18 protein-coding genes are annotated in these 16,931 nt (G+C 63.7%); 10 read left to right on the top strand and 8 right to left on the bottom strand.

Annotated elements, in window-relative coordinates:
• The first annotated feature begins 155 nt into the window (after positions 1-155).
• Positions 156-1,037: a LysR family transcriptional regulator gene (locus QYH69_RS05980; protein WP_308830969.1), complete on the top strand. Its 882-nt coding sequence runs from the start codon at positions 156-158 to the stop codon at positions 1,035-1,037.
• A gap of 10 nt (positions 1,038-1,047) precedes the next feature.
• Here QYH69_RS05980 and QYH69_RS05975 read toward each other — a convergent pair whose 3' ends face one another.
• Complete coding sequence (locus tag QYH69_RS05975; protein WP_308830968.1) at positions 1,048-1,605, bottom strand: XRE family transcriptional regulator; 558 nt, start codon at positions 1,603-1,605, stop codon at positions 1,048-1,050.
• Positions 1,606-1,667: 62 nt separating this feature from the next.
• Between QYH69_RS05975 and QYH69_RS05970 the strand changes: the two genes are divergently transcribed.
• The 3 genes from QYH69_RS05970 to QYH69_RS05960 all read left to right on the top strand — a co-directional run bounded on the left by QYH69_RS05970 (position 1,668) and on the right by QYH69_RS05960 (position 6,051).
• A complete protein-coding gene (locus tag QYH69_RS05970) occupies positions 1,668-2,195 on the top strand; it encodes an N-acetyltransferase family protein (RefSeq protein ID WP_308830967.1) in 528 nt (175 codons plus the stop codon).
• A gap of 519 nt (positions 2,196-2,714) precedes the next feature.
• Positions 2,715-4,688 carry an SMP-30/gluconolactonase/LRE family protein gene (locus tag QYH69_RS05965; protein WP_308830966.1) on the top strand — a complete coding sequence of 658 codons (1,974 nt, stop codon included), beginning with the start codon at positions 2,715-2,717 and terminating at the stop codon, positions 4,686-4,688.
• Positions 4,689-4,908: 220 nt separating this feature from the next.
• On the top strand, positions 4,909-6,051 hold the full coding sequence (locus QYH69_RS05960) for an ACT domain-containing protein (RefSeq protein WP_308830965.1): 1,143 nt from the start codon (positions 4,909-4,911) through the stop codon (positions 6,049-6,051).
• A 58-nt stretch (positions 6,052-6,109) separates the two neighbouring features.
• Here the strand turns inward: QYH69_RS05960 and QYH69_RS05955 are convergent, their stop codons facing one another.
• Positions 6,110-6,379 carry a Txe/YoeB family addiction module toxin gene (locus tag QYH69_RS05955; protein ID WP_308830964.1) on the bottom strand — a complete coding sequence of 90 codons (270 nt, stop codon included), beginning with the start codon at positions 6,377-6,379 and terminating at the stop codon, positions 6,110-6,112.
• A complete protein-coding gene (locus QYH69_RS05950) occupies positions 6,376-6,636 on the bottom strand; it encodes a type II toxin-antitoxin system prevent-host-death family antitoxin (RefSeq protein WP_308830963.1) in 261 nt (86 codons plus the stop codon). The genes QYH69_RS05955 and QYH69_RS05950 overlap by 4 nt, the downstream gene beginning before the upstream one ends.
• A 223-nt stretch (positions 6,637-6,859) precedes the next feature.
• Here QYH69_RS05950 and QYH69_RS05945 point away from each other — a divergent pair, with 223 nt between their 5' ends.
• The 3 genes from QYH69_RS05945 to QYH69_RS05935 all read left to right on the top strand — a co-directional run bounded on the left by QYH69_RS05945 (position 6,860) and on the right by QYH69_RS05935 (position 8,660).
• Positions 6,860-7,420, top strand: a complete 561-nt coding sequence (locus QYH69_RS05945; RefSeq protein ID WP_308830962.1) for an AraC family transcriptional regulator — start codon at positions 6,860-6,862, stop codon at positions 7,418-7,420.
• Positions 7,417-7,827 (top strand): VOC family protein, encoded by a 411-nt coding sequence (locus QYH69_RS05940; protein ID WP_308830961.1) that lies wholly within the window; start codon positions 7,417-7,419, stop codon positions 7,825-7,827. Before QYH69_RS05945 ends, QYH69_RS05940 begins: the two co-directional genes overlap by 4 nt.
• Positions 7,828-7,934: 107 nt before the next feature.
• Positions 7,935-8,660 carry a sulfite exporter TauE/SafE family protein gene (locus tag QYH69_RS05935; RefSeq protein WP_308830960.1) on the top strand — a complete coding sequence of 242 codons (726 nt, stop codon included), beginning with the start codon at positions 7,935-7,937 and terminating at the stop codon, positions 8,658-8,660.
• A 38-nt stretch (positions 8,661-8,698) separates the two neighbouring features.
• Here the strand turns inward: QYH69_RS05935 and QYH69_RS05930 are convergent, their stop codons facing one another.
• Positions 8,699-10,036, bottom strand: a complete 1,338-nt coding sequence (locus QYH69_RS05930) for an LLM class flavin-dependent oxidoreductase (RefSeq protein ID WP_308831080.1) — start codon at positions 10,034-10,036, stop codon at positions 8,699-8,701.
• A gap of 309 nt (positions 10,037-10,345) precedes the next feature.
• On the opposite strand from QYH69_RS05930, the gene soxC reads away from it, so the two are divergent.
• Complete coding sequence (gene soxC / locus QYH69_RS05925; RefSeq protein WP_308830959.1) at positions 10,346-11,656, top strand: sulfite dehydrogenase; 1,311 nt, start codon at positions 10,346-10,348, stop codon at positions 11,654-11,656.
• Positions 11,649-12,209 carry a cytochrome c gene (locus QYH69_RS05920; RefSeq protein ID WP_308830958.1) on the top strand — a complete coding sequence of 187 codons (561 nt, stop codon included), beginning with the start codon at positions 11,649-11,651 and terminating at the stop codon, positions 12,207-12,209. The genes soxC and QYH69_RS05920 overlap by 8 nt, the downstream gene beginning before the upstream one ends.
• Positions 12,210-12,337: 128 nt before the next feature.
• On the opposite strand, the gene QYH69_RS05915 is transcribed toward QYH69_RS05920, so the two are convergent.
• From QYH69_RS05915 to QYH69_RS05905, 3 genes are all read right to left on the bottom strand, one after another.
• On the bottom strand, positions 12,338-13,261 hold the full coding sequence (locus tag QYH69_RS05915; RefSeq protein WP_308830957.1) for an ABC transporter permease: 924 nt from the start codon (positions 13,259-13,261) through the stop codon (positions 12,338-12,340).
• Positions 13,258-14,208: an ABC transporter ATP-binding protein gene (locus QYH69_RS05910; RefSeq protein ID WP_308830956.1), complete on the bottom strand. Its 951-nt coding sequence runs from the start codon at positions 14,206-14,208 to the stop codon at positions 13,258-13,260. The genes QYH69_RS05915 and QYH69_RS05910 overlap by 4 nt, the downstream gene beginning before the upstream one ends.
• Positions 14,209-14,369: 161 nt before the next feature.
• Positions 14,370-15,425: an ABC transporter substrate-binding protein gene (locus tag QYH69_RS05905; protein WP_308830955.1), complete on the bottom strand. Its 1,056-nt coding sequence runs from the start codon at positions 15,423-15,425 to the stop codon at positions 14,370-14,372.
• A 364-nt stretch (positions 15,426-15,789) separates the two neighbouring features.
• Here QYH69_RS05905 and QYH69_RS05900 point away from each other — a divergent pair, with 364 nt between their 5' ends.
• The gene (locus QYH69_RS05900) at positions 15,790-16,101 is read left to right on the top strand and encodes a hypothetical protein (protein ID WP_308830954.1); all 312 of its coding nucleotides are present in this window, start codon (positions 15,790-15,792) and stop codon (positions 16,099-16,101) included.
• 40 nt (positions 16,102-16,141) lie between these two features.
• On the opposite strand, the gene QYH69_RS05895 is transcribed toward QYH69_RS05900, so the two are convergent.
• A complete protein-coding gene (locus tag QYH69_RS05895) occupies positions 16,142-16,855 on the bottom strand; it encodes an SDR family NAD(P)-dependent oxidoreductase (RefSeq protein WP_308830953.1) in 714 nt (237 codons plus the stop codon).
• Positions 16,856-16,931 lie beyond the last annotated feature (76 nt).

Genomic DNA, 16,931 nt, shown 5'->3' with positions numbered 1-16,931 from the left:
CAATCTCAGCTATCCCACTACCCGATGCCGTCAATATGAATCTGCGCCGCGCGATCATTGTTTCTCCTTGAAAAGCCGCCAATATCGCGTTTTCACCGCAGGCTGACAAACGATGATAAATTGCCCGCTGCCCCAGAAAATCTAATGTCTCGACCATGCGACCGTATCTGCCTTTAAACGCGCTGCGCGCGTTCGAATCGTCGGCCCGGCATTTGAGTTTCACGCGTGCGGCGCTCGAACTGAACGTCACGCAGGCCGCGGTCAGCCAGCAGGTGCGCATGCTCGAAGAGCGCCTCGGCGCGACGCTGTTCAAGCGCCTGCCGCGCGGCCTCGCGATTACCGATGAAGGGCTCGCTCTGCGCCCCGTGCTCAGCGATGCGTTCGATCGCATCGAGGCCGTATTGCGGCAATTCGAAGGCGGCCACTTTCACGAAGTTTTGACGGTCGGCGCCGTCGGAACCTTCGCGGTCGGCTGGTTGATGCCGCGTCTGAAATCGTTTCATGACGCGCATCCGTTCGTCGAACTGAGGATGATGACGAACAACAATCTCGTCGATCTGGCCGGCGAAGGCCTCGATTTCGCCATCCGTTTCGGCGACGGCACCTGGCCCGGCTCACGTGCGCTGAAGCTCTTCGATGCGCCGCTTTCGGTACTGTGCGCGCCCGATGTCGCGCAACGTCTGCGCGTGCCCGCGGACCTCGCAGGCGAAACGCTGCTGCGCTCGTATCGTGCCGACGACTGGGCAAACTGGTTCAACGCCGCAGGCCTCGCGCCGCGTCCGGTGCGCGGCCCCGTGTTCGATTCGTCGCGCCTGATGGTCGAAGCGGCGATGCAGGGCGCGGGCGTGGCGCTCGCGCCCGGGTCGATGTTCGAACGCGATCTCGCGATGGGACGCCTTGCGCGGCCATTCGACATCGACGTGCATGCGGGCAGCTACTGGCTCACGTCGCACAAGGGCAAGCCCGCCACACCGGCAATGCGCGCGTTCAGCCAATGGCTTGCAAGCGAAACGAAGGCCGACGGCGGCCTCGCCTGAGCGCGGTCATTCAGCTCTTGCGCGCGATGACGACCGCATATTTGCAAGTGGACGAACTTTCGTTCCTGAAGACGCAGTCGCTCGGCGTGCCGAGTTCAAGACAATCTCCGGCGTTCAGTTCATGACGCTCGCGCCCTTCGATAAACACGAGCGTGCCATCCAGCACCCAGATCAACTGCTGCCTGTGCCGAAAGGCTGCAGCCGGCATCGGAACCACGGCGGCCGGCGGCAGATCGATTTCCACGAGATTCAGCGCGGTCGCCGACTTCGGCGAGACATGCCGCCGCAGATAGCCGCTTTGCGGATCGACCCATAAGGGCTGGTCGGCCACACGCAGCAGCCGCCCTTCTTCGAGTTCGGCGAGCGCCATCAGCGCCGACATCGTCATGCCGAATGCGCCGGTGAGCTTGGCCAGCAACGAAGCCGTCGGACTGCTCTCGCCTCGTTCGACCTTGTGGATCATCGCCCGCGACACGCCGGACTTCTCGGCAAGCAAGCTCAGCGACCAGCCGCGCTCCTCCCGTTCGGCTCGAACGCGGGCGCCTATTCGCTCATCGACATCGTTCATCTGTATTGTCTATTATCATGTACACTCGTCTCACTATAGTGGATCGATGCGGGGCACAGCAAATGGAGATCCGTCACGCGGGCCCAGAACATATCGAAGGCATCACGGCGATATACAACGACGCAGTTCAGAACACCACTGCGATCTGGAATGATTTGACCGTCGATCGCCTGAACCGTGCGGCCTGGCTGTCGGCGCGGCAGAACGCCGGCTATCCGGTGCTGGTCGCGGTCGACGATCGCGGGGCCGTGCTCGGTTTTGCGTCGTTCGGCGACTGGCGTGCATTCGACGGCTACCGTCACACGGTCGAGCATTCGGTCTATGTGCGCCGCGACCAGCGCGGAAAGGGCGTCGGCCGCGCGCTCATGGAACAGCTGATCGACAGCGCGCGCACCATCGGCAAGCACGTCATGGTGGCCGGCATCACGGCGAACAACATCGAGTCGATCCGGCTCCACGAGAAACTCGGCTTCGAGCATGTTGGGCTGATGACGGAAGTCGGCATGAAGTTCGGCGTCTGGCTCGACCTCGCTTTCATGCAACTGAAGCTCGATGCCCGTCCGACTCCCGGCGACGTCTCGCCGCGATGATGCCGTTTCGTCCGTCCGGTGCGCACCGCGACGGTGCCCCGATGACGGATGCAAGCCGTTCAAGCCATGCGCGCTTCGGGTTTCAAGCCATCGGATCGGCGCATCGCAACGCGAAAATCGAATCAGGTATTAATTGCACAATACCCGATTGTGCAGATAATTTTTCAGGAATTTTATATCCGCGCTTATCGGTTATTCATTCGATTTGCATTGGCTCGCGCTGATTTTGCAATTAATAAAAGACGCGATCACTCGTAATTTCTGGTTTTTATGCGGCAGGCATTCTCTCGAATGCAAGGCTCCGTAATGCTAACCGTCAGAAGGCGAGCACGAGTACTTTTAGCACCGCCTATGCAACGCCATGCAATGAATTGGCGACCCCGTCCAATATTAATTATTTTGTTCGGACGAATATTTTTCAGGCAAGAATAAATCAATAAAGATTGAATCGCGCCCGCTCTTGTTCATTGCATCGATCCCCTTTCCGCCGGCCGTCGGCCGTGCAGGAGTCAGCTGTTCATGAAACGACTCAACACCCTGTCGGTTGCCGCAGTGTTCTGTTTCGCGATTGCTCCGCCGGGCCATGCGCAATATATGACCGACTGGGTTGCAAATACTTTCGGCACCGACAGCACTCATGTGGGCAATACGGCCCGCTCGATGTGGGTCGCGCCCGATGGCACGATCTACACGGCCTCGCTATGGGACGAAGTTTATGGCGGTATCTCCATTTATCAGAACGGCAAGACCGTCGGCTCGATCGGCCTGCACAACGATTTTCAGGGCAGTTGCATTACCGGCAACAGCACGTCGCTGTTCGCGGCATTGCAGTTCAGCAGAAACTTCGGCAGCGGCTATGTCGGCCGCTATAACCGCGCGACAGGCGCGCAGGATTTCAAGATTCAGGTCAGTGCCGCAACGAATGTCGCGCGCGGCGACGTGATCACCGGATGCGCGACGGCGAACTCGCTGTTCGTCGCCAGCGACAATCCGGGCAACCGCGTGCGCATGTACACGACCGACGGCGTCTGGAAGCAGGACATCAGCGTGCAGGATCCGGGCGCGCTCGCGATCGATAGCGCCGGCAATATCTGGGTCGCGCAGAAGAGCGAAGGCCGCATCGTCGAGTTCAGTCCCACCGGTGCGCCGATGAACACGATCCAGATGCCCGCCGGCGCACAGCCGTCCGCGCTGTTTTTCGATCTCGCTTCAAGCCGCCTGATGGCCGGCGACGAGGGTCCGGATATGGATATCAAGCTCTATGCGGCCGTCGCCGGCAGACCCACGCAAGTCGGTACGTTCGGCGTGCAAGGCGGATTTCTCAACACGACCACCGGCGCGAAAGGGCAAGTGAGCCAGACGCGTTTCACGCGCGTGGTCGGTATCGGCAGGGATGCCGCCGGCAATCTGGCCGTGCTCGACAACCCGTGGGGCGGCAGTTGGGATCTCGGCCGCAACGGCGCGACGAGCATCCACGTGTACGACCGCGCGGGCAATCTGACAACGACGCTTCAGTCGCTGAACTTCGAGGGCAACGGCGCGCCCGACCCGCTTACCGACGGCGCGCTTTTCTTCGGCGGCACCAACGTGTATGGCGGCACCGCGGGCGGCGCGGCAGGTGGCTCAACCGCGGGCACGCTCGTCGCGAACACGGTCGACCCGATCGCGTATCCGAACGATCCGCGGTTGAACATCAACAACCCCGAGCGCGACACGCACTTCGCGCAGATTGCCGCCGTCGGTCCGAACCGGATTCTCGCGGCGTCGGGCCAGAATCCCTCGACGTTCTACCTTTATCACTTCAGCCCGCAAAGCGGCTACATCGCGATACCGGACGCCACGCTGCCCGGCGCAGCATTCGCCACGACGCGCCCGGTGACGGGCGGGTTCAGCCTCGACAGCCAGGGCGGCGCGTGGGCCGGTCTCGACCGCACCAACCAGATTTTCCACTACCCGCTGACAGGCGTCGACGCGACCGGCAAGCCGACATGGGGAGTCCCCATGACGACGCTCGTGCCGGTCTCGATCCGGCCGCTCACGCGCATCGTCTATCTGCCCGAAAGCGACACGATGATTCTCGGGCAAGGCGTGATCGGCAGCGCCGACTTTACGTCGATGGGCAACCGCATCGAGGTCTATCACGGCTGGACGGCCGGCAACGACACCACGCCTAACCCGGTCATCACGTTCCCGAGCGGGGTCGAGCCGAAGTCGATCGCGGCGGCGGGCAATTATCTGTTCGTCGGCTACATCACATCGCCCAACATCGACGCGTTCAATCTGACGACGGGCTCGCTCGACATGACGCTCGCGAATACGAATCCCGCGCAGGTGAGCCTCGGCGCCAACGTCGATTCGATGTACGGCGTGCGCGCGTATCTGCGCTCGACCGGCGAGTATGTGGTGACGAAGGACAACTACAACGACTCGAACCTCGTCGTCTATCGATGGACGCCGGGAACGGCGGCCACGGCTTCGGCGCCCGCGCAGTAATCGGTTCGATGCCCGGGTTTGCCGGCTCGAGAAAAATGCCCGAGCAGGCGCGCTTGCCGTTGTCGAGCAAGCGCGTCGCCCACTCCAGCGTCTCCTGTTCGACACCGCCCGGCAAATCGCCGACAATGTCCGCGACCAGCAGCACTCGATGCGGCGTATCGGCTCCGATGCGGATGCCCGCGCATCTCGCAACCGGACAGGATGGGACGGAGACAGCCTGATGAAATGCACAATCGTGGGATCGCGCTATTTCGGCGCCTCGGTGCTCGAAGCGTTCCGCGCCGACGGCATTGAAATTGCCGGCGTAGTGGCCCCGGCCGCCGACGATCGCCTCGCGGCGGCGGGCCGTGCGGCCGGCCTGCCGACAGCGATCCACGACAACCCGCGGCTTGTCGAAGCAAGCGCGATTCCCGAAGGCACCGACCTCATCATCGCCGCACACACGCATGCACGCGTGAACGACGAGGCGCTCGCGCGCTCGCGCCTTGGCGGCGTCGGCTATCACCCTTCGTTGCTGCCGCGCCATCGCGGCATCGCGGCGGTCGAATGGACGATCCTCGAAGGCGATCCGATCGCCGGCGGTTCGGTCTATCACCTCGCGCATGGCTGGGATGCGGGCGCGATTGCCGCGCAGGACTGGTGTTTCGTCAAGAAGGGCGAAACCGCGCGCGAACTTTGGGAGCGCGCGCTCGCGCCGATGGGACTCGCGTTGCTGCTGCGCGTCGTGCATTACGCGCGCGATCACGGCGAACTGCCGGCGCACACGCAGGACGAGCAATTCGCGACGCGCGCGCCGATCATTCGCCGGCGCATCGAATTGACCGAAGAGCCGTCCGGACCGCTTGCATCGCTCGTCGTGACCGCGATCGGCGCCGACCGTCCCGGCATCGTCAACCTGCTTTCGGAGCGTGCACGCGCGTTCGGCGCGAACTGGACCGGCAGCCGCATGGCGAGCCTCGGCAGCCAGTTCGCGGGCATGGTGCAATTCGAAGTCGCGCAGCGCCATGCCGATGCGCTTACGACCGCCTTACGCGATCTCGAAAGCGCCGGCCTGCGCCTCGTGATCGCACGCAGCGATCTGCCGCCGCTCGGCCACGGCTTGCGGCGCGTGTCGCTGGAACTGACCGCGCCGGACCGTCCCGGCATCGTGCAGGATCTGTCCGCGAGCCTGTCTTCGCACAACATCAGCATCGAGGAACTGAGCACCGAGCTCGCGCATGCTTCGGTCGGGCCGCATCAGTTCGGCGTCAAGGCCGTGCTCGCAGTACCGGCGGCGCTGTCGATCGACGCGCTGCGTACGCTGCTCGAGTCGCTCGCGGCCGAACTGATGGCCGATATGGCGCTCGGCGAAAGCGGCGCCTGATCGCGGCGCGACGCAACGCGACGCAACAGTTCGGTGTCAGGCGGCGGCGACGCCGAAGCTATGCCTGATAGTGATAGCGACAGGAGATAATGCTGAGCTGGGCGTCGTCCGCCTGGTAGACGAGGCGGTGCGTATCGTCGATGCGGCGGGACCAGAAGCCCGAGAGGTTGGCCTTCAACGGCTCGGGCTTTCCGACTCCTTCAAACGGCGAGCGTTGCGCTTCGCGAACGAGCTGATTGATGCGCTTGAGCGTCTTGCGGTCTTGCCCTTGCCAGTAAACGTAGTCGTCCCACGCGTCGGGCGTAAACAGCACGCTGCGCATGGTCATTCATCGTCCTCTTCAAGCTTGCGCTGCTTTGCCTTGCCCTTGCGCAACTGCGCGATGGAACGTTCGAGATGCGCGACGTTGGCAGGCGAGCGCAGCAGGTGGACTGTCTCCATCAGACTGTCGAAATAGTCCTGCGACATGATGACTGCATTCGGTGCGTCACGACGAGTGATGAGTGTCACATCCGCATCGTCGACAACCTGATCAATCACCGTTTTCAGATTGCCGCGGGCGTCGGAAAAATGAATCGTACGCATCGAATTACTCCAAACGAACTTTTAACTGGTGCCAGTATAACTGAAGTGCACTTTACTTGTACAGAATATGGTACATGTACTGTTTTATACCCAGTCACCACGCGCTGCTTCACATCGTTGACGCGACTGGCTCGATCAAGCGGCAGAAGGGGGTGACATGGACCGCCTGGCGGGCAATGCGCCGCGCTAAACTACCCGCTGGCCCGTGCCTCTGCCCATACCCATGCCCTCGCGCAACGCCCATTTGTCCCGGCCAACAGTTTCGCCGCCTCGAGCGCGCAACGCCGCCGTCGACGCCGGCGCACTCGAGGATCCCGCCCTGCTGCGCCGCCTGCTGCGCGCCAAGGACCGCATGGACGCCGCCTCGCACGAGGCCTGGCCCGTCAAACGCCTCGCCGAAGTGAGCGGCGTTTCCGAAGCGCATTTCGCGCGTTCGTTCAAGCGAGCCTTTGGCCTGCCGCCGCATCGCTATCTGCTGACGCGCCGCATCGAACAGGCCACGACCTTGCTGCGCGACACCGATCTCGGCATTACCGACATCGCGTTCGCAACCGGCTGGGAAAGCCTGGGCACCTTCGGCCGCACGTTCCACGACATCACCGGCAAAAGCCCGAGCGCGATGCGCATCGACGCGCGCGCCGCGATGCACGAGCTAGACCGCGTGCCCGCCTGCGTGCTGAAAGCCGCACAGCGCCCCGACCTCACGATCGCAGTTTTGGAGAAGCGCCGCCGCGTCGCCGACGATACGCTGCCGCCAACACTCAACAAGGAGGACATGCCATGAACGAAGGGATCGATGTGGTGGGCTTGTACGTCGACAACCAGGACGAAGCGCTCTCGTTTTACGTCGACAAACTCGGGTTTCGCGTGCATACCGACGTGCGCAACGGCCCGTACCGGTGGCTCACGGTCCAGCATCCGGATCAGCCGTCGTTTCAGCTCGGCCTTTTCACACCGGGGCCGCCGATCCACGATGAAGCGACCGCGCAAACACTGCGCGCAATGGTCGCGAAGGGTGCAATGCCGCCGCTCGTGCTCACCGTAGCCGACTGCCGCGCGCGCTACGCACAGCTGAAAGCGCGCGGAGTCGAATTCACGCAGGAGCCGGTCGACCGCTATGGCAGCGTCGATGCGGGTTTTCGCGACCCCGCCGGCAACGGATGGAAGATGATCGAGGCGCGCAAGGGCTAAGCGCGCTTGCGTGAGTTTTACTGACGCAATACGCCAGAAATTCCTGGTTGTATGAATCGATCGCTCCCGTCATCATTCGAAGCGAATGGAAATGACACGGGGGACGAGTGAGCCATCTGCTCATACTGGGCGTCGGCCTGATGGCCGGCCTGTTAAGCGGCGTGGTGGGCACAGGCTCGTCGATGTTGCTGATGCCCGTGCTTGTGATCCTCCATGGGCCGCGCGAGGCCGTGCCGATCATGGCGATCGCGGCCATCATGGGCAATCTGGGCAAGGTGCTGTCGTGGTGGCGCGACATCGACTGGAAGGCGTGCCTCGCCTACTGCGTGACCGCCATACCCGGTGCGATGCTCGGCGTTCGCACCTTGCTCGCCTTGCCGCCTCGCGCCGTCGACATCGCCTTGGGCCTGTTCTTCGTCGCGATGGTGCCTACCCGCCGCTGGCTGGCGCGTCGCGAATCGTTCCGCTTTACGAAGTTGCATCTGTCGCTGATCGGCGGCGTGGTCGGATTTCTGACCGGCATCGTCGTATCGACCGGGCCGATCACGGTGCCCGTGTTCGTCGGATATGGCCTGATAAAAGGCGCGTTTCTGGCGACCGAGGCCGCGGCATCGCTCGGCCTGTATGGTGCGAAAGTCGCGATCTTCGAGCAGTTCGGCGCGCTTCCTCCGCGCATCGTGGCGAACGGACTGATCACGGGCATGTCGATCATGCTCGGTACATTCGGCGCGCGACGCATCGTGGCCAGCATGTCGGCGCATCATTTCAAGGCCGTCGTCGATGGATTGATGCTGACATCGGGGTTATCGCTTCTGTTTGCCGCAAGCCGGTAGGCAGGAGCCGGCGGGCGTCAGCGCGCGTACGCTAGCAGTCAGCCCTTCCCCCCGGCAAAAAACCGGTTCTCCGGACGCGCGAGGCCGAGATGCTCGCGAAACGTCGAGCCTTCGTACTCGCGCCGGAAAATGCCGCGTTTCTGCAGCTCCGGCACGACCTTGTCGACGAACTCGTCGACGCCCGCGGGCACATACGGAAACATCACGTTAAAGCCGTCGGAGCCTTCTTCGACGAGCCACTGCTCCATCTGGTCCGCGATCGACCTCGGCGTGCCGACCATCTCGAGCCCCGAGTAGCCGCCAAGGCGCTGCGCAAGCTGGCGGATCGTCAACTGCTCGGCGCGCGCCCAGTTCACGACGCGCTCGCGCGAACTCTTGCTCGCGTTCGACTCGGGAATGTCGGGCAGCAAGCCGTCGGGATCGAAGCCCGATACATCGTGGCCCAACGCGATCGACAGCGACGCGATGCCGCTGTCGTAGTGAACCAGCGTGTCGAGCAACGCGCGCTTCTCACGCGCCTCATCGAGCGAATCGCCGACCACAACGAATGCCCCCGGCAGAATCTTCAGATGCTCGCGCGGCCGGCCCAGTTTATCGAGCCGGCCCTTCACGTCCGCATAAAAGCGCTTGCCTGCTTCGAGATTCGGCTGCGCGGTGAAGACGGCATCGGCGGTTTCGGCTGCGACCTGGCGCCCCGCTTCCGACGAGCCCGCCTGCACGACCACGGGCCAGCCCTGCACCGGCCGCGCGATATTCAGCGGTCCGCGCACGCGGAAATGCTCGCCTCTGTGATCGAGCACGTGAAGTTTCTCAGGATCGACAAAGATGCCGCTTTCGACATCGCGCACGAACGCATCGTCGGCCCAGCTATCCCACAACCCGACGACGACGTCGTAGAACTCCCTTGCGCGTCGATAGCGCTCGCCATGTTCGACATGCTCGTCAAGACCGAAATTGAGCGCGGAGTCGGGGTTTGCGGTCGTCACGAGATTCCATCCGGCGCGACCGCCGCTTATATGATCGAGCGAGGCGAAGCGGCGCGCGACGTGATACGGCTCGTCGAACGTCGTCGACGCAGTGCCGACCAGACCGATTCGCTGCGTCACGGCCGATAGCGCCGAAAGCAGCGTGAAGGGTTCGAACGACGTCACCGTATGACTGCGCTTTAACGCATTGACCGGCATGTTCAGCACCGCGAGATGGTCGGCCATAAAGAATGCGTCGAAGCGGCCGCGTTCGAGAGTCTGCGCTAATCGCGCGAGATGCGCGAAGTTGAAATTCGCATCGGGGTAGGCGCCCGGATAACGCCACGCGCCCGTATGAAGACTGACAGGCCGCATGAAAGCGCCGAGGTGAAGCTGGCGGAACTGGGTCATGGTGTCGAGGCGCACGCGCGCCGTCCGCGATAGGTAGGCCTCTAACATACGCCGATTTCGCCAATCGGGCGCAAAGCGTCACGGCGTGCTATGCATACGGGCGAACGTGGAATATCGTTTGAGGCAATCGTTGTTTGCGCACACCCAACTGGCGCCTTACGATGACCGGCTGGTTCGCTGCTCGCGGTCACGCCGCAATTGCAGCGGCGCAGCGATTGAATGACCGCGCTTTTGATTGGCGCGGCACATGGTGTGCTAACTGCCTGACTTCGCCGCGCGAAGCGAGCCCTCCTCACACTTCATACTCGAATGAACAACGCTCCCACTTCCACTCCATCATCGCCCGAGTCGCGCCCGCGCCGGCGCGCGTTGGCCCGCCTCGCGGGCGGACTGGCCGGCGGCGTCGCCGCGGCGACACTGCCGGTGCAACGTGCGTTGGCCGTTGCCGACACCCACTCCGGCGCGGCTACCGCATCGCAGTCTCCGCTCGCGCCCGCAAGCTGGACGCTCGAACCGGGCGCGCCGCTCGTCTCGCCGCCTTACGGTCAGCCCGCATCGTTCGAGCATGACGTCATCCGCCGCGTGGCGAGCGCACCCGCGATGCCGGGCTCCGGGTCCGCCATGTCGCCGCTCGCGGACCTCCATGGCAGCATCACGCCGAACGGCCTTGTCTACGAGCGGCATCACGCGGGCGTGCCGGCCATCGACCCGGACCAGCATCGGCTCGTCGTGCACGGCCTCGTGCGCGAGCCGCGCATCTATACGATCGACGACGTGATGCGCTTTCCGTCGGAATCGCATATCTACTTTCTCGAATGCTCGGGCAATACGAGCAGCGAATGGAAAGGTCCGAGCGGAAAGCCAGTGCAGTTTACGCACGGATTACTGTCGTGCTGCGAATGGACCGGCGTGCGGCTCTCGACGCTGCTCGACGAAAGCGGCATCTCGCCTTCCGCCAAATGGCTGCTTGCCGAAGGCGCCGATGGCGCGGCGCTCACGCGCAGCTTGCCGCTCGAGCCCATCATCGAACGCGCGCTTGTCGTCTATGCACAGAACGGCGAGCGGCTGCGGCCCGAGAACGGCTATCCGCTGCGGCTCGTCGTGCCCGGCTTCGAGGGCAACACCAATATCAAATGGCTGCGGCGGCTCAAGCTGATCACCGCGCCCGAGATGACGCGCGAGGAAACCTCGAAGTACACAGGCCTTCTGCCCGATGGGCTTGCACGGCAATTCGTGTTTGAAATGGACGCGAAGTCGGTCATTACGCGGCCGTCGCCGGGTCATACACTGACGGCGCATGGTTACTACGCGATCAGCGGCCTCGCGTGGTCGGGCCGCGGCCGTATCCGCTCCGTCGACGTTTCCATCGACGGCGGCAAGACCTGGCGCCCGGCGCGCCTCGTCGGCGCGGTTCACGACCGCGCGTTGACGCGCTTCGAAGCGGACTGGCGATGGGACGGCGGCCCCGCGCAACTGCAAAGCCGCGCGACCGACGAAACCGGCTACGTGCAGCCGACCCGCGATGCGCTCGTCGCCGCGCGCGGGCTGAACTCGTACTACCACTACAACGGCATTCAAAGCTGGCGCGTCGATGCGAATGGCGAGGTGCGCAATGCTTAAGACCCTCGTTGCGGTTGCAACGATATTCGCATGCGGGGCCGCCTATGCCGACGGTGCGAATGCGTCCGGTTCGGTGTCCGCGGATTCGGACAGGTACGGCATCGGCAAACCGATCGACAACGCGGCGATTGCCCGCTGGAATATCGACGTGAGCCCTGACGGTCGCGGGCTGCCTGCAGGCTCCGGCACTGTCGCCGCGGGCGCAAAAGTATTCGCCGCGAAGTGCGCGATGTGCCACGGCAAGGCAGGCGAAGGCGGCATTGGCGATCCGCTGGTCGGCGGCGCGGGCACGCTGACCAGCGCCAAGCCGAGGAAAACCGTCGGTAGTTACTGGCCTTACGCGACGACGCTATTCGACTATATTCGCCGCGCGATGCCGTATAACGCGCCCGAATCGCTGAGCGCCGACGAGGTTTATTCGGTCAGCGCATGGCTGCTTTACAAGAACGGCATCGTACCCGAGCACACCACGCTCGATGCCAGGTCGCTGCCGCGCGTGAAAATGCCGAATCGCGACGGGTTTATTCCGGACCCGCGGCCCGGTGCGCTGTAAGCCGTTGCAAGCCATTGCCGAGGCGAGAAGCGCCGCGATCCGGGCGGCGCTTCCCTGCTTCTCTTTTTTCTGTTTCTCACCGCAGCCGGACAGGCCTCGATCGACTCGCGCATCCGATGCCGCGCGTCTTAGTGCTGCACGCCCCACCGCCGCACGGTCAGCCGTTCGAGCGTATCGAACACCAGATGTTCGACGAGCAAACCGATGATGATGACCGCCGCGAGCCCCGCAAACACGCGGTCCGTATAGAGCTCGTTGCGGTTCTGGAAGATGTACCAGCCGAGCCCGCCCTGCCCCGCACTCGCACCGAACACGAGTTCCGCCGCGATCAGCGTGCGCCACGCGAATGCCCAGCCCACGCGCAAGCCGGCGACAATCGAAGGCAATGCGGCGGGCACGAGAATCAGCATCACATGCCGCAGGCCGCTCAAACCATAGTTGCGGCCGGCCATCCGCAGCGTCGCGGGCACGCCGAGAAAACCGGTGTACATGCTGAGCGCAAGCGGCCACAGCACCGCATGAACCAGCACGAACAGCAGGCTGCCGGTGCCGAGACCGAACCACAGCAGCGCGATCGGCAGAAGCGCGATCGACGGCAGCGGGTTGAACATCGCGGTCAGCATCGACAGCAGGTTGCGGCCGACTTGCGTCGACACCGCAAGCGAAGTCAGCGCAAAGGCAAGCACGACGCCGATCAGATAACCGCGCAACAGCACCGACATCGAGATCGCGGTCTTCATGAGCAGCTCGCCCGATGCGATGCCCTGTACGAATGCGGAAAACGTTGCACCGAATGACGGCAGCAAAAGATCGTTTGCAATGACTCGCGCCGTGATTTCCCAGATTGCGATCAACGCGAGCGCGATCAGCGTGCGGCTGAACCAGCCGGCCGACACCACGCGGCGCAGCAACGCCGACGACAGCGGACGTGCCGCGTTTGCATCCGACTCGCCCGGCTCGCCCGATTGCGCATCGGCCAGCGCATCGAGCGGCAATTCATATTCAGTGCGGACCGGCGGCACGAGCCGCACGTTTTGCGCGGGCGTACTCATTGTGGTTGCTCCTGTTCCCGCGTGGCGTCGGTATCGAACAGCAGCCGATGAATGCGCGCGACGCTTTGCTGGAAGTTCGCACGGCCGAGGCTGTGCTGCGAATACTGGTGGCTGTTCAGTTCCGCGCGCACGCGCCCCGGATGCGGCGACAGCAGCAGAATGCGGTTACCGACGATCAACGCTTCCTCGATCGAATGCGTGACGAACAGCAGCGTAAAGCGCTCGTCGTCCCAGAGCCGCAGCAGTTCTTCCTGCATCTTGCGGCGCGTCAGCGCATCGAGCGCCGCGAACGGTTCGTCCATCAGCAATATGCGCGGCTGCATCGCCAGCGCGCGCGCGATCGCGACACGTTGCTTCATGCCGCCCGACAGCGTATGCGGATAGGCGTTCGCAAACGCCGCCAGCCCCACCTTGCCGAGATAATGCAGCGCACGCTCCTTCGCTTCGGCACGCGGCAGCTTGTTCGCGACGCGCAAAGGAAATGCGACGTTTTCGACGACCGTCTTCCACGGCGGCAGTTGATCGAATTCCTGAAACACGACGACGCGGTCGGCGCCCGGTCCGCGCACCGGTTTCCCATCGAGCGAGAGCGAGCCGTGAACGGGTTCGATAAAGCCCGCCACGGCCTTCAGCAAGGTCGACTTGCCGCAGCCCGACGGACCGAGCAGCACGAAACGATCGGCGCCGTAAACGTCGAAGCTGACCTGCGACGTCGCGCGCACGAGCCGGTCGCGCGTGCGGTACTCGAGCGTCACGCGGTCGGCTGCGAGCAGGCGGTCGGTGTGCGCGACCGTCGCGCCCTGATCGCCGTGATCGCCCGGTTCGGTTGCTTCGGGTCCGGTCGCTTCGGGCTCGTGCATCGGATCCGCGAGCGGCGCGTGCGCATGGCCGCCCGCTTCGCGCAGCGAGCGCACGGGCACCCAGATATTGGGTGTGGAAACAGTCACGATGAAAGATCCTGCGGACAAAACGCCACCTTAGCGGGACGTGATGCGCAAACCAACCAATGGTTACGCATATTCAAAACACGTTGACGCATAAGCAGCGATTTCAGTGCCGCGACAGCGCAGCGCCACCACAGCGGCGCCTCGAACGGGAACGTGAGCGTTCAGCTGCCGCCTGCCGTCGCCGGATCGTCGAAGAAATAGTCGCGCCACGACTTCGGCTCGTTGCGAATCGCACCGACGCGGTACATGAACTGCGCGAGGCCGAGCGTGTTCTGCGGCGCGATCTTGAACTGCACCTGCGGGTCGCGCAGAATCTTCACGAGCAGCGCACGGTCGATTTTCGAATCGTTGACACGAATGTAAATGTCGGCCGCCTGCTCCGGATTCGCCGCAATCAGGCGCGCGGCGTCGGCAAGCGCAGCGACGAACGCGTGGTACGTCTTCGGATTTTCGTTGCGGTACTTTTCGGTTGCATACAGCACGGTGGCCGAACTCGGACCGCCGAGCACGTCATACGAGTTCAGCACGATATGCGCTTTCGGATTGCCCGCGAGTTCCTGCTGCTGGAACGGCGGATTGCCGAAGTGCGCGGTAATGAGGCTGCTGTTCGCAATGATCGCCGCGGCGGCGTCGGGGTGCGGAATGGCCTGCGTGAGGCTATCGAGTTTGTCGAACTGCTTGTCGCCCCAGCGCTTCGCGGCCGCGTACTGCAGCACGCGCGATTGCACCGATACGCCGACGGCCGGCACCGCGATGCGATCCTTGCTCGTGAAATCGGCGATGGTCTTGACGTTCGGATTGTCGCTCACGAGGTAGTACGGGAAGTTGCCGAGCGAGGCCACGCCCTTCACGTTCTGACGGCCACGCGTGCGATCCCATACGGTGAAGAGCGGCCCCGTGCCGGCGCCCGCGATATCGATCGAGCCCGACAACAGCGCGTCGTTGACGGCGGCGCCGCCCGACAGCTTCACCCAGTCCACCTTGATGTCGAGGCCCTGTTTGCGGCCTTCCTGTTCGATCAGGTGCTGCTCGCGCGCCACGTTCAGCAGCAGATAAACGACGCCGAACTGCTCGGCAATGCGGATGCTGCCTTCGGCGCGGGCCGCATTCGCGCCGGCAAGGCCGGTGAACGCGAGGGTGGTCGTCAGCAAGGCGGCGCATACGCGGCGCGCGGGCGCGGCAGCACGCCGCGCGATTGCGCGGAACGGAATCGACATCGTAAATCCCCGAAAAACAAAGAACGCGAATTTACGTTTCGCTCACATCGCGCGTCAACGAAGCAAATCGGATACCGTTATCTGTGCCGGTGCTAAAGGCGCTGCGTCACAAGCATGAATGCGCGCGTGCCATAACCTTATTGAAAACACATCGTTCGCGGCAAAGTCGATGGCCGCTAGAATGAAACCGTCTCCTCAATGACGTCCTTCTACGGACATGGGATTGGCCTCGGCATCCTTAACGGATGTCGAGGCTTTTTTTCGTTCCGACGCTTGCCGTCCGGCGGCGGTCGGCCGTAGCGGGACTGTTTCTTGCGCAAGCACTGGCTCACCACTCAACGAAAATCACAATCGGAGCCAGTAGATGACAAAAGCCGAACGCTATCGGCGATGTGAAGAGGCCTATCAGGTGGAACTCGCTCGAAGCGCGTCGTACCTCGCCAGCTGCATGACAGCCGAGTCGATGAGCCGGTGCGTCGACGAGGTGCTGCGGGCGCTGGTGCGAGATCGCGGGGCGGACGACCTGCCGATCTTTTGCAAGGTGCTGGCCGACCGTCTTCTGGCCCGTCGGTGCGCAGACGCGGCGAAGCTCGTGATCGAGTGGGAAGCCGCTGCGCGGTCCACCATTCCCGCCACGCCGGCCGCCGGTAATCGACGCTACAACGCGACCGCGTAGCGATTACAACACGACGTGATGCACCCCCAGCCCGGCGCTTTCAGAATTTCTCGACCCAAGGCCTGACTTCGAGCTCCCACGACCACGCACTGCGATGCTGGCGCAGCAGAGCGAGATACGACTCCGCGATCGCATCGGGGTCGAGCGTGCTGTCGGGCCGATCGGCCGGGTCGGGACGATGCTCGGCGCGCACGCTGCCGTCCACCACGATATGCGCAACATGGATGCCCTTCGGGGCGAGTTCGCGCGCGGCGCTTTGCGCGAGGCCTCGCAGCGCGAACTTGCCCATCGCGAACGGCGCGGACAGCGTGAAGCCTTTGACGCCGGCGGTCGCGCCCGTCAGCAGGATCGCGCCCTTGCCGGCCGGCTCCATGCGCTTTGCCGCCTGCTGCACCGAATAGAACGCGCCCAGCGCCGAGACCGCCACGGCAGCGTCGACCTGTGCCGGGTCGAGTTCGGCGATCGGTCCGGGCACACGGCGGCTCGCGTTGTAGACGACGATCTCCGGTGCGCCGATCCGTGCATCCGTTTCGGCGAAAAGCCGCTCGACCTGCGCGGGGTCGGTGGCATCGACGGGCAGCGCGATCGCGCCGGTCTCCTTGGCAAGCGTTGCGAGCTTGCCCGCATCGCGCGCCGCGATCACGACCGGAAGGCCGGCTGCGCATAGCATGCGGGTCACCGATGCGCTGATGCCGGGACCCGTTCCGATGATCAATGCGTTGCGGTAGGGAATAGCGTGGGACTTGTCGTTCATGAGCTTCACCGTCCTGTCGGGTGTGAACTACGGTAAAGCGCAGAGTACATGCAACCTGCAGAAAGTGCAGGCTGCC

The sequence above is a fragment of the Paraburkholderia sp. SARCC-3016 genome, assembly GCF_031119615.1.
Lineage (GTDB): Bacteria > Pseudomonadota > Gammaproteobacteria > Burkholderiales > Burkholderiaceae > Paraburkholderia.
The sequence above is the reverse complement of the archived record's forward strand: the minus strand, read 5'-3'. Positions and strand labels throughout refer to the sequence as shown.